The sequence below is a fragment of the Bacteroides intestinalis genome, assembly GCF_003464595.1.
GTDB classification, from domain to species: domain Bacteria; phylum Bacteroidota; class Bacteroidia; order Bacteroidales; family Bacteroidaceae; genus Bacteroides; species Bacteroides intestinalis_A.
In genome coordinates, this window is the sequence record NZ_QRZF01000005.1 from 422,198 (window position 1) to 435,802 (window position 13,605).

Genomic DNA, 13,605 nt, shown 5'->3' on the forward strand with positions numbered 1-13,605 from the left:
TCTTATTTCACTTTCAGTCGGTCAAAACCTTCTCCATAGACTCCGATAACGGAACTTTGAGAGATAAATGCGTTCGGGTCAATGTCTTTCACCAAACGGAAAATATCAATTGACTGGCGCTTATAAGCTAATACAACGAGTACTTTTACATTGTGTTTACTGTACCATCCTATACCGTCCAGAACGGTTACACCGCGGTGTGTCTCTTTCGTAATGCGGTCGGCAATCTTTTCATATTCTTTGGAGAAGATGAAGAATTGCACGGACTGTCGGGCACTGTTCACAATATAGTCTAATACAAAACCGATAACAAACAAAGTTACAAAACCAAATATCACGCGTCTCCAGTCATGGAATACGAAGTAACAGGAGCTGATGATAATCACATCGCAAAGCATAACCATACGCCCCAATGTGACGTCTTTATACTTATGTATGATAGCGGCAATAATATCCGTTCCTCCCGTGCTTCCGTTGCAATTGAATACGATTCCTAGGCCTGCACCGCACATGACGGCACCTATCATACAAGCCATGAAGTCCTGCCCCGGTCCCAGTATAAGCGGTGGCGTATTGTCGGGACCATTCACAAGCATTTGGAAAAACCATAAAAAGAATGTCAGCCCGAAGATGGCGAACGTGGTTTTAATACTGAATTTAGGACCCAGTATTTTAATGGCAAATGTCATTAAGACAGCATTGATGATGAAGTATGACCATTGGATAGGAAAGTCCGTGGCGTAATAGATGATTGCACCGATACCCGTAGTTCCTCCTGTCGTTATCTGATAAGGAATCAGAAACAAGGCCCATCCCAAGGCATAACTGATAAGACCGACAGTGATGAAGATATAGTCTCGCAACTCTCTCATCATTTCGGCTTTGGTTGGTTTTGTGATTTGCATATTAATCAGTTACAAGATATTAACTACGAGTTACAAGTTACGAGCTACAAGGGAGTGAGTCAAGTTACCTTTTCTCTCTCTACTTGTAGCTTATAGCCCGTAGCTCGTAACTAATTTATTTAATAACAATGTTTACGATCTTCTTCGGGACGACAATCACTTTCACTACTGATTTGCCTTCCATCCATTTAGCCGAACGTTCATCTGCCAATACGGTGCTTTGAATGGCTTCTGATGTTTCGTCAGCAGGGAATTCCATATTGAAGCGTGCCTTACCATTGAAAGATATGGTGTAGTTGATTGTATCTTCCACCAGGTATTCTTCGTTGTAAGCAGGCCACTTGGCATCGCAAACTGAGTCTGCATGGCCCAGTGTATCCCACAACTCTTCACATACGTGCGGAGCGAAAGGAGCCAATACAATAACCAGTTGATTCAATATTTCTTTCTTGCTGCATTTCAAACTGAATAACTCGTTTACGCAGATCATGAAAGCACTGACGGAAGTATTGTAAGAGAACTGTTCAATATCACCCGTTACTTTCTTAATCAGTTTATGCAAAGATTTCAGTTCTTCTTTGGTTGCAGGTTCATCCGTCACTATATAACTGCCGTTACGGTCGTAGAACAGTGACCAGAACTTCTTGATGAAGCGGTATACACCATCGATACCATTCGTATCCCAAGGCTTGGATTGCTCTACCGGACCGAGGAACATCTCGTACATACGCAATGTATCCGCACCGTATTTCTCAACAATCATATCGGGATTAACGACGTTGAACATGGATTTACTCATCTTCTCCACAGCCCAGCCGCAGATGTATTTACCATCTTCCAGGATAAACTCAGCGTTGGCAAATTCAGGACGCCATGCTTTGAAAGCTTCAAGATCCAGAATATCATTGGATACGATATTTACATCCACATGGAGTGGGGTAGTGTCGTACTGATCCTTCAGATTCAGAGAAACGAACTTATTGCTATCTTTGATACGGTAAACGAAGTTACTACGTCCCTGTATCATACCTTGATTAACCAACTTCTGGAATGGTTCTTCCACAATAGATACTCCTACATCGTGCAGGAATTTATTCCAGAAACGTGAATAAATCAAGTGTCCCGTAGCATGTTCCGTACCACCTACATAGAGGTCGACGCTTCTCCAGTATTCATCTATTTTTTTATCAACCAATGCTTTATTGTTATGCGGGTCCATATAGCGCAGATAGTAAGCGCTGGAACCTGCAAAGCCCGGCATAGTATTCAGTTCAAGAGGGAATACGGTGACGTTATCTATCTTTTCATTCTCTACCACACATTTGTTTACGGTGTCCCAAGCCCATTTGGTAGCGTGTCCCAACGGTGGTTCTCCGGTTTCGGTAGGAAGGAATTTGGCAACTTCCGGCAATTCAAGCGGCAAACTACTTTCGTCGATCATATAAGGCATTCCATCCTTGTAGTAAACCGGGAACGGTTCGCCCCAGTAGCGCTGGCGGGAGAAGATAGCGTCACGAAGACGATAATTCACCTTTACGCGTCCCAGATTATGTTCTTTTACGTAGTTCTTAGTCTTTTCGATAGCTTCTTTGATGGTCAGTCCGTTCAAATTCAGTTGACAAGTTGACGAGTTGACAAGTTGATTAGAATTTGCCTTGTCTCCTTGTTCCCTTGTTCCCTTGTTAACTATTGGAGAGTTGCAAACGATACCTTCTTTGGCATCAAAGCTTTCTTCGCTGACATCACAACCTTCTACCAACGGACGGATCTCCAATCCGAAATGTTTGGCGAAAGCATAGTCACGACTATCGTGTGCAGGTACAGCCATGATGGCACCTGTACCATAACCGGCAAGTACATAGTCGCTAATCCAGATGGGCACTGCCTCACCTGTAAAAGGATTAATGGCATAACTTCCGGAGAATACACCCGTCACGCTGCGGTCTGTAATACGATCACGCTCGGTACGTTTCTTAGTGCGTTCCAGATAAGCGTTAACTTCATCCTTTTGTTCAGGAGTAGTCAACTGAGCTACCAATTCGCTTTCCGGTGCCAACACCATGAAAGTAACACCGAACATCGTATCTGCACGAGTGGTGAAGATGGTAAATTCCAGATCGCTGTCTTTTACTTTGAACTGTACTTCGGCACCTTCGCTGCGACCGATCCAGTTTCTTTGAGTTTCTTTCAGAGAATCTGTCCAGTCGATGGTATCCAGTCCGTCCAACAAGCGTTGTGAATAGGCAGAAACGCGAAGACACCATTGACGCATCTTCTTCTGAACTACGGGGAAACCTCCGCGTTCGGATACACCGTCTATCACTTCATCGTTGGCCAGAACCGTACCCAATTGGGCACACCAGTTTACCATCGTTTCACCCAGATAGGCGATGCGATAGTTCATCAGGATTTCCTGTTTCTCTTTCTCGCTCTTGGCTTTCCATTCTTCGGCAGTGAAGCTGAGTTCTTCGCCACAAGCCACATTCATGCCGTTGGTACCTATTTGTTCGAAGGCCTGTATCAGTTCTTCGATAGGGCGAGCTTGCTTTTCATCATTGCAATAATAGCTGTTGAACATCTTCTGGAATGCCCATTGAGTCCAATGATAATATTCCGGTTCGCAGGTACGGATTTCGCGGCTCCAGTCAAAACAGAAACCTATCTTATCCAACTGCTCACGGTAACGGTCAATATTGTTGATCGTAGTAATTGCAGGATGTTGTCCCGTTTGTATAGCATATTGTTCAGCGGGAAGTCCGTAAGCATCATATCCCATGGGATTTAGTACATTGAAGCCCTGCAGTCGTTTGTAACGAGCATAAATGTCCGAAGCAATGTATCCCAGCGGGTGTCCTACGTGTAGGCCCGCACCGGAGGGGTAGGGGAACATGTTTAGTACATAGTACTTCTGCTTCGTCTCATCTTCCTTCACTTGGTAGGTTTTCTCTTCCACCCACCTTTTCTGCCACTTCTTTTCAATCTCCCTGAAATTGTACTCCATAATGGTTTTCTTTCGTTATTTTATGGTTGATACTTAGTTATATACTTTATTAAACGGTGCAAATTTACGGGTTTATTTTCAGATTCATAGCTTAGTACAACAAAAAAGTATTTGTCTGTACCATACCAGGGATACACTTGCTCCGTACCAAAGCCGTACTTTCTCCGTGTAGAAGTACTTTTGACCGAAGAATGTACGGAGCAAGTACGGTTCGGATACGTTTCAGACAGGTAGCGGAACATTTGAAAATATATATTTTTTCCTGTTTAGTGATAAAGTAACGGAAAAGGTAGAAAAAATATAAATAAATACTTGACAAAGTAATTTTTATTGCTTATATTTGTGAAGTGCTTATTAAAACTAATTCAAGTAATGTAATACAAAAAATGGCTAAGTTAATTCAATAGGATTTTACACAAAAGTGTTTTTAGGATATTTCAAGGGATGAAGTCTGAGAAGATTACATCCCTTTTTGTTTATTTTTCTGCCAGATTGCTGAAAAGCACTCTAATCACGTTGTTAATAAACGTGGGTAAAGTTTTTAAAAAACGTCACCCTTATTTATTAAAAACGTTTCCAGCGTCTATTAAATCCCTTGTTTTATTGTACAAAAAGTAGAAATGGTATATCTTTGCCTCCAATTTATCGGGAACGTATGAATGAGAAGAAAAATTACACCTATCATCTGATAGCGATCTTCACCGTAGGAGTGTGGGGATTAACTTTTATCTCCACCAAAGTTTTAATAGCCAATGGACTTTCTCCGAAAGAAATCTTTCTGCTTCGTTTTCTGATTGCTTATATTGGTATCTGGTTTATATCTCCCCGCAAACTGTTTGCAAATAACTGGAAAGATGAACTTTGGTTGTTGTTGGGTGGCATCACGGGCGGTTCCGTCTATTTCCTGACGGAGAATATGGCTTTAGGCATTACATTGGCTACCAATGTGGCGTTTATTGTTTGTACGGCTCCGTTGCTCACCACTATTTTTTCACTGATGATTTATAAGAAAGAAAAGGCTACCCGCACTTTAATAGGCGGTTCACTGATGGCATTGGTAGGGGTGGCAATGGTGGTTTATAATGGGAGTTTTGTTTTGAAAATATCTCCGTTGGGTGATTGTCTTACTTTGGTTGCTGCTCTTTCATGGGCGTTCTATAGTCTGATAATGAAGAAGATGACGGGTAGGTATAATACTATTTTTATTACTCGCAAGATCTTTTTCTATGGCATATTGACTACGCTTCCCGTCTTTATGTTTCAACCTTGGAAGGCTGACCTGTCTTTGCTCATTCAGCCTTCCGTTCTGTTGAATTTATTGTTTCTGGGTGTGGTTGCTTCCCTGATTTGTTTTGCAGTTTGGAATGTCGTACTGAAAAATCTGGGAACGGTACGCGCTTCCAACTATATTTATCTCAATCCACTGTTCACTTTGGTAGGATCGGCTATCCTGTTGGATGAACATCTGACAGTTATTGCACTGATCGGGGCTGCTTGTATTATGGGGGGAGTATATATGGCTGGGAAAAGGTGATGTATTGATAATCAAAAAACAAGTAATATGAAAGCTCGTTCAGTAATCCATATATCAATCATCGGTCTTTTATTCATTGTTCTGATACAATTGGGTGGAATGATTTATGCCTATAAAGCCCAGATGAAAGTAGCGGAACAGTCGCTTAACAAATACTTCTGGATGGCGTTTACTGAGACAGTGGACGATATGGTGAATAATTTACCTTATCCTGACGGAACAGTTGTGAGTGTTATTTATTTCCCACATCGGTTAGGTTTGAATCAGAATGAATTTAGTCAGGTTGGTGCCCAACAAACGGCACAAACTTTACGAAAAGTATATAAACAGAAAAAGTTTCCTTTAGCTAAACTGGACAGCGTATTGCAGGGTAAACTGGAACATGCTTATATTAAAGGAAATGTAACGGTGGAACGGTTTAATACAGATACGGGAGAAATATTGGAAAGTACTCATTCTGATATACACGCAAACAGCACTGCCATAACTTCTGAGAAGGCTTTTATATACAAAGAAAAGGGAGAAGCTGTACGAGCCATTGTAGTTTTTCCTTTTGGGGATGTGATGCAGAATGTATTGCTTCTATTTGTCGTTACTTTTTTACTGCTGGGTGTAGTTGTCTATGCACTGGTCCTGCAAATGAAATCTCTTATCGGGCAGCAACATAATTTGCGGAAACAGCAACAGGACTTTTATACATTGGCTGAACAAATGCGCATACCGGTTTCTGAAATTGTATCGGAAATGCCGCATGAGACCTGGGAAGTGATAGAGAAAAAGAGTACTGTTTTACTGGGTATGACGGAAAAAACGCTCTCGAATGCAAAGGCGGAAGCATTGCTTGAACCTACTCGCAGAAAGATTCCATTAAAAGCTTTTTCTGTCACTAGTATTGCCGGCTTGCTTTTATTATTATCAGTATGGGCGGTTTATGTATATCATATCAGTTACCGGCAAATGGAACTTCGCGCTCAAGAGCATTTTGAAAAAATGTTTTATGAAGAAACCTATTATAACCGGTATATTTCGTTTCTTACTGCTAATAAAGGTGTGGGAGAAGCGGTTAAGGTTACAGGTATCACTCCTTATGTTGATAGGGTAGTTAAGAATTTTCGAAAACTTTATCTTGATAAGGGATATCATATCTGGCGAAATAATGTTGTTGTGTATCATGTGGATTCAAAATTTGACGAGAGCTATCAGTTGCATGCTGCCTATATCATGCAAGACAGCATTAATAATAATGCTCGGACACCAATAACTTTTTCTTTGCAATTTGCCGATAGTGTTTTTGGTGGAGAACTTCGCAAAGCTGGCGTATCAGATGAAATTGATATCCATCAGATGAAATATCCTTCGCAAGAAGTGATAGGCTCTGTAGTAAATCCCCATGTGGGTATCATGGATATGACGACAAAGCTTATACCATTGAATAAAGACAGTACCGAGTGTGTACGTGGTATCGTGCGCTCACCTCAGAAATCTATAATTGCTTCTATTTGGTATATGCTTTTGCCGCTTGGCATTACTTTTTTGTTTATGTGTGCTTGTGTTTATTTCCAGATACGCATTTGGTATGTGCAACGTAAGTTGAAGCAATTTCAGAAAGACTTTACTTACTCCATGATACACGACATGAAATCTCCTCTGAGTTCTATAATGATGGGAGCTCATATTCTGGTGAGCGGTAAGCTGACAGATAAACCGGAAAAGATGGAAAAGTACAAGCAGGTAATAATTGATGAGTGTGAACATTTGCTGGCACTCTCCGGCCGGGTATTGATGCTGACCCAGATAGAACGGGGTGAATTGGAACTTCATAAAGAAGTTATCCCTTTGGCTCCTTTGTTGAAAGATATCACGGAAAAGTATCTGCTGAAAGCAACTAAGGAAGTTCACTTCATAATAAGGTGTGAAGAGACATGCTCAGTGTATGCGGATATCTTCTGTTTGCGTGAAATATTTGGCAATCTGATTGATAATGCGATTAAATATTCAAAGGATGAAGTGGAAATTATTCTTTCCTGTGAAGAGGTGGCCGGTTCTACATTAATCAAAGTGCGTGATAACGGTATCGGAATTCCGTTGAAAGAGCAATGGAAGATATTTAATAAGTTTGAGAGACTGTCCGCCAATAATCGTAAATCAGGTATTTCGGGCTTTGGCTTAGGACTGAGTTATGTGCTTCAGGTGATGAAAGCGCATGATGGTATGATTAGTGTAGAAAGCGTAGAGGGAAGCTACAGTGAATTCACCATGCGCTTCCCTCTGAACTGAAGTAATCCGTCACTTATTTCTCTGCAAACAGAATGATTTCTTCCGGTTGTGTGGAGTGTTCTACCATTAGATTCCAGCTACTTTCTTTTTTGTTCCATTCGTAGCTTTGGTAATTTACGCCCATTCCGTTGATTTGGTAAACGGCTTTGGTCTTTACATCGGTGTAGGCATTGTCCTTGCTGTTCCATGCTGCGTATTCCACGTTTACTTCTCCACCGTCGTATGAGAAGTTCAGGCAATACTGTTTCTCGAAGCGTTGGTTGCCTTTACTCCATTTCGATACCTCTTTGCTGGATACACGTCCTTCGGCATCATACGCATAGTTATATTGCAGATGATTCTGAAGATATTTATCCTCTTTCACTTTGTATACGTTTTTGGTTTCTACACGATCTCCGTCCATGCGGGTGTTGTAGGCAAAACCTTCCAGACTGTTGTTATTTACTGCGTTTACGATTGAAGTTACTGCAAATACTACTGATAATACTAAAGTTTTCATAATGGTGTTATTTTTTTAATTATACATTCTGTTTTCTTTGTCCTTTCGACATTGCAAAGGTAAGCTGGTGGCAGCGGAATGAATGTTATCTCAATGTTATCATTAGGTTAACGTAGAAAAACGTTATATTTGTCCCCAAAACAATAGCAAGATGAAGCTTCGCTCACTCTATATCCTCTCTATTATAGGATTGTTTCTCGTTGTGGTAATACAATTGGGAGGCATGATATATGCTTATGACAGCTATAAAAATGAGGCGAAGCGTACACTGAACGAATGTTTCCGGCAAGCTTTTATAGAAACGGTAGATAACCGGGTGAATAACCTGCCTTTTCCTGATTATACCGTACCATTCTATTCGTACATCCGCAGGGATGAAAAGATGCCTTACGATGAAATGGTATTTTTGGGATATCAGCAAGTAGCCTCTTTCCTGGAAGATGTTTATCATGTGGAGATACCGCTGGATGAGATGGAGAAGGTCTTGGAAAAGAAGCTGAAATGGAAGAATATCGATAGGACCGTATGGATTGATTCGGTAGAAGATCACAGTAAATATTCGGCTTACAGGCGTTTCAAAACGGTTATCTCGGAGCAGGCATGGCTGAATGAAAGTAAGGGTAAAGCGATAGAAGCTACCATTATTTCTCCTTTCCTTCCACTTGTGAAGGATGTGTTTTTCTTGTTCCTTCCTACTCTGTTATTGACTGCTTTCCTTATTTACAGTTGGGCACAGCAGATGAAGTATATCATCAGCCAGCGCCGGGGGATTGAGGAACAGCGCTCTGCTTTCTATGCTTTGGCGGAGAAAATGAGGTTGCCGATAGGTAAGGTGCGCAGGCAGATTCCCGAACAACAGTGGGAGGCCATAGAAACATCGAGCAGGCAGATTCTGGATATGACGGAGCAAACACTTTCCATGGCTAAAGAAGAGGAGTGGAAACGTCAGGCCCGTAAGCAACATTCGTTTAAGGTATTCTTTATAGTCAGCCTGTTGGCAAGTTGTTTGTTGATGGTAGCCTGGTTTGCTTATTTGTACCGCACAGCTGCCCGTGAGACTGCTTATCAGGTGAATGATTGCTTTGAAGCGGCTTTCTATGATGAGGTGGTGGAACGTTATCCGTTGTTCCTTTCACAGACTAAAGGAGGAAAAAAGTCCGTAGAACAGAAATTGCCAGAGGAAGCTCCTTTTGCCAAGGAACAACAGAAATTTTTACAAGGAAAGGAGGCTGAGTATAGCATAAACCGTCTGTTTGTGGTACATACCTATAATACGATTGATCAGAATTATCGTCTTCGTGCAGCCTTGATTATGCAACGTGAGATCAATGAAAGTAGCATAGAAATGCCCTTATCTTCTCTATATCTGGATTCAGCTTTTGCGGAACGCTTAAGCCGGTTGGGCATAAAGTCACGTAGTGGTATTCGTCAGTTTCTCCATTCTTCGGATAGTACGGTTACAGAGGTTGGATACGCTTCCAGGAAGTATGGTGATTATACTTCTCAGTTTATTCCTTTGAAAGAAGATAGTACGCTTTGCGTGCAGGGAGTTGTGAAGAACCCTTATCGTCATGTGGCGACTTCTATCTGGTATCTTTTGCTTCCCCTGTGGATTACATTCCTGGTAATGCTCGATTGTATCTTCGGCCAGGTGAAGGTGCTTCGGATGCAACATCGTCTGGAGCAGTTCCAGAAAGACTTTACTTACGCCATGATTCATGATATGAAGTCTCCGTTGAACTCCATATTGATGGCGGCACATGTGCTGGCAGGGGGAAAACTGGCGGGTAAACCTGAAAAAGAAGAGAAATACCGCCTGGTGATGACGGAAGAGAGCGAGCATCTGCTGGCTTTATCGAACAGGGTATTAATGCTTACACAATTGGATGAAGGGCATTTGGAGTTGCATAAGGAAGATGTTTCCCTGCGTCCGTTGATTGATGATCTGGTTGCGAAGATTTCTCTGAAAGCCGGTAAGAGGGTGGAATTCAATACGGTTTATCATCGTTGTGAGACGGTCTATGCGGATGCTTTCTGCCTGCGTGAAGTGCTGGGAAACTTATTGGACAATGCGATCAAGTATTCTCGTGAAGAGGTGAAAATAGACATTATCTGTGAGTCGGAAAGGGGAGTTTGCAAAATTAAGGTATGCGATAACGGGTTGGGTATCTCCTTGAAAGACCAGTCGCGTATCTTCAATCGCTTTGAACGCTCTGCGGCGGCAGCACGCAGCAGTAAAGGGGGGGCCACAGGCTTTGGCTTAGGTTTGAACTATGTGCAGCAAGTGATGCTGGCACATGAGGGCAGGGTAGAGGTGGAGAGTGAAGAAGGCCGTTTCAGTGAGTTTACTCTTTATTTTCCGGTACGATCCTGACTTTACCATATATGGAATCGCAACTCCTGTGAACAGTCGTTGATAAATGCATCTTTGCCGAATGAACGCAGTTTCCAGAGGATGCAGAGGTCGTCTATGCTACCGATAAGTAAGAATGTTCCGAATAATGTGAAATAATAATTTCCTGTTGCCATGCCATACAAAAGCGGAAGGATGCCTAACAACAGAATAGGTAAGAAGCAGGTTGTGCGATATTGCCACATTCTGATGGGTTCGTTGCAGTGGCAGAAACGTATGCCTCCCTTATGCTTTACGAAAGAGATGGACCGGAAACCTTTGGGCGAAAAGATTCCGAAGAATAGCGCATGAAGCAATAGATTTACTCCAAAGCCTGCCAGGGCACACGACCAGAATATCAGCAATGATACATGAGCCATATCTTCTCCATGTATCCACCGGAATAAGAGCAGTATGGGTACTGTAAAAAGGATTGCAGCCAGTATTCCATACTTGTTGATCTTATTTCCCGAAACCATGATTTCGGTTCCTTTCTTGCTTTGTACAATTGAGATATCCGCTTTCATCATTCGTTCTTTTTATTAATTGAAGAATATATTTGCAATGGCGTGTTTGAGTCCAGTGTACGCAGGATTGACTGTGGCCATTAATACGTAAGCTGCCAAAACGATTGCAATACCTTTTGCAAATTCGATTCCTATTTTCTGAAATTTCTTCATGACTTGTTTATTATTTAAGTGATACATTGGGGTTATTTCGATGTTGCAAAGGTAAGGTGGTAGGGAAAGAAGGAATGTTATCGCAATGTTATCTTTAGGTTAACGATATGATATACCGGGCAACATTCAGTCGTATACTGAATAGGGTTCAGTATACGACTGAATGGCATTCACTATACGACTGAATTAGAATTAAAACATTTATCCTTTTTTTGCCTGTTATTCTATTTACTTTCCCCTTATAATTGAAAATATCCCCTTGTATCTTCTCTGCTTAATGATAATAATCACTTGAAAAACACAGATTTATAATAAAAATGAGACTCTTTATTTGTCCCCCCTGTTTCTTTCCTGTTTTATGTCTATCTTCTTATTTTTGTTCCGTTCTCGTAAGTAGATACGATACAACTATTATTAATCTATATCAGAAAGTAAAATTATGGAAAAGCAGGGAATACTTCTTTATATCGGAATAGCCCTTATCATCTTATTGGTACTTTGGTATATCTGGACTGCCAATAATCTGATTGCAAAGCGGAATCGGGTAAAGCAATGCCGTAGCGGCATTTGCGTGGCATTGAAGCAGCGGAACGATATGATACCGAATTTGGTAGCTGCCGTAAAGTCCTATATGGGACATGAAAATGAGACGCTAACCCGTATCGCAGAACTTCGTTCACGAACTTTTCAGCCTTCACAAGAGAGTGAACAGATAAAAACCGGTAATGAGCTTTCTTCTTTAATCTCCAAACTTCAATTATCCGTAGAAGATTACCCGGAACTGAAGGCAAGCGAACAGTTCACCCGACTGCAAAGGAGCATTGAAGATATGGAATTGCAACTGCAAGCCATACGCCGCACCTATAATGCTGCGGTCACCGACTATAATAACTCCATTGAGATGTTTCCCTCTTCCATCGTGGCCGGCCGGCAGAATCATCATCAGGAAGAACTGATTGATATTCCCGAACAGGAACAGCGCAATGTGGATGTCAGTGCACTTTTAAAGTAGATGTAATATGGAATCAATTGACTTCAGAAGCCTTTCCGAAAGGCTTCGTACTGAACTTTCCCATGTATATTTCTGGCAAAAGATCGTTCGTATTCTGAGCATCATAGTCTATCTCTTTGTCTTTTGCTGGATGATGTTCGTCCTGTTTGGGGGCTATCTTGTTGGATACATCGGTTTAGAGAACTACAGTGTGGTTACGCAATACATTTTCCCGGTTTTTATGGGATTTATTGTGCTGAACTTTGCATTCAGCCGCTCTCTTATGAAATTCCAAGGGCAGGAAAATGATATCATGCGCAGCATTATGTCTGCTATGTTTCCATCGGTTCTTTTCTCCTTCTCTTCGCAACTGGACCAGCGTATATTATCCGGTAGCAAGCTCTTTAATTCTTCTTTTTCCGATCCGGCATTGGCGGCTACCACCTATGCTTATCTGGAAGTGCCGCGAGGGGATCGTACCCTTTATATAGCCGATATAGGGGTTTCCTATGGGCTGATGAATAAGTTGGAGCTCAACTCTGTAGCGGGCTATATCGTGATGCTTTACCGCTATGTGCTCCGTCCGCTGTTTGCCTCCAGGTATGAAAGCAGTGCGCATAACTTCCGCGGCATGTTTGGCTGGTGTCGTCTGGAACGTAGTTTTAAAGGTAGCACGATTATCCTGCCCGACCATCTGGAACAAAAGGTCGGCTATCTGGCAAAGAATATCCAGGGCTTGAAGAAACGCTATAATGCCCGTTTCGTTCATCTGGAAGACCCGGATTTCGAGAAGTATTTCGTGGTTTATGCCGATGACGAAATAACCGCCCGTATGATACTTACACCGGCAATCATGCGTCAGATTACCCGTCTGCGCGAAACATTCGGGCACGATATGATGCTCTCTTTCAGCAAAGATACTTTTTACTATGCGGGAGTGATGCCTGACGGTTTCCTCTGTCTTCGCAAACAGGCACTGGACAATGAACATCTGCTTGAAGAGATATACAATGACATAAACCTTGCCTGTCAGGTGACAGATGAACTAAGGCTAAACTAATTACATAATTAATTACCCTCTGAATATTCTAAACACGAAGACTGACTTTAAGTGATAATTGCAAACGCGGCTGTCTGAAAGATTATCTTTCGGCAACCGCGTTTTTCATTGGAAACTGTAAGAGAGAATTCTTGTTAGAGTAATTATCTGTTTGCCAGCAAAGCGCTGTTCCAATTTGTTGCATTGTGCTCTGTTACCAGATTCCAGGAGTTATCTTTCTCATTCCAGTTGTAAGCCATGTAGTTCATGCCGTTCTCGTTCATCTG

General features: G+C 41.8%; 9 protein-coding genes. 5 read left to right on the forward strand and 4 right to left on the reverse strand.

The window, feature by feature from the left end; all coding sequences use genetic code 11:
• Window positions 1-2: 2 nt before the first annotated feature.
• Together DWW10_RS10040 and leuS are read right to left on the reverse strand one after the other, a co-directional pair.
• Entirely contained in the window at window positions 3-905 is a 903-nt protein-coding gene (locus DWW10_RS10040; RefSeq protein ID WP_007211402.1) for a YitT family protein, read from the reverse strand.
• Window positions 906-1,020: 115 nt separating this feature from the next.
• The gene (leuS, locus tag DWW10_RS10045) at window positions 1,021-3,906 is read right to left on the reverse strand and encodes a leucine--tRNA ligase (protein WP_118420755.1); all 2,886 of its coding nucleotides are present in this window, start codon (window positions 3,904-3,906) and stop codon (window positions 1,021-1,023) included.
• A 655-nt stretch (window positions 3,907-4,561) separates the two neighbouring features.
• Between leuS and DWW10_RS10055 the strand changes: the two genes are divergently transcribed.
• Together DWW10_RS10055 and DWW10_RS10060 are read left to right on the forward strand one after the other, a co-directional pair.
• The gene (locus DWW10_RS10055; RefSeq protein WP_118420754.1) at window positions 4,562-5,440 is read left to right on the forward strand and encodes a DMT family transporter; all 879 of its coding nucleotides are present in this window, start codon (window positions 4,562-4,564) and stop codon (window positions 5,438-5,440) included.
• Window positions 5,441-5,467: 27 nt separating this feature from the next.
• On the forward strand, window positions 5,468-7,717 hold the full coding sequence (locus DWW10_RS10060; protein ID WP_118420753.1) for a sensor histidine kinase: 2,250 nt from the start codon (window positions 5,468-5,470) through the stop codon (window positions 7,715-7,717).
• Between the two features lie 13 nt (window positions 7,718-7,730).
• Here the strand turns inward: DWW10_RS10060 and DWW10_RS10065 are convergent, their stop codons facing one another.
• Entirely contained in the window at window positions 7,731-8,219 is a 489-nt protein-coding gene (locus DWW10_RS10065) for a DUF3836 domain-containing protein (protein WP_259326110.1), read from the reverse strand.
• Window positions 8,220-8,367: 148 nt separating this feature from the next.
• Here DWW10_RS10065 and DWW10_RS10070 point away from each other — a divergent pair, with 148 nt between their 5' ends.
• The gene (locus DWW10_RS10070; RefSeq protein WP_118420752.1) at window positions 8,368-10,590 is read left to right on the forward strand and encodes a sensor histidine kinase; all 2,223 of its coding nucleotides are present in this window, start codon (window positions 8,368-8,370) and stop codon (window positions 10,588-10,590) included.
• 2 nt (window positions 10,591-10,592) lie between these two features.
• Here the strand turns inward: DWW10_RS10070 and DWW10_RS10075 are convergent, their stop codons facing one another.
• Window positions 10,593-11,138, reverse strand: a complete 546-nt coding sequence (locus tag DWW10_RS10075) for a metalloprotease family protein (RefSeq protein WP_118420751.1) — start codon at window positions 11,136-11,138, stop codon at window positions 10,593-10,595.
• A 589-nt stretch (window positions 11,139-11,727) separates the two neighbouring features.
• Here DWW10_RS10075 and DWW10_RS10080 point away from each other — a divergent pair.
• Both DWW10_RS10080 and DWW10_RS10085 read left to right on the forward strand, forming a co-directional pair.
• Window positions 11,728-12,300, forward strand: coding sequence for a LemA family protein (locus DWW10_RS10080; RefSeq protein WP_118420750.1), 573 nt, complete (start codon window positions 11,728-11,730; stop codon window positions 12,298-12,300).
• Window positions 12,301-12,307: 7 nt separating this feature from the next.
• Window positions 12,308-13,339 carry a DUF3137 domain-containing protein gene (locus DWW10_RS10085; RefSeq protein ID WP_118420749.1) on the forward strand — a complete coding sequence of 344 codons (1,032 nt, stop codon included), beginning with the start codon at window positions 12,308-12,310 and terminating at the stop codon, window positions 13,337-13,339.
• Window positions 13,340-13,605: the final 266 nt, after the last annotated feature.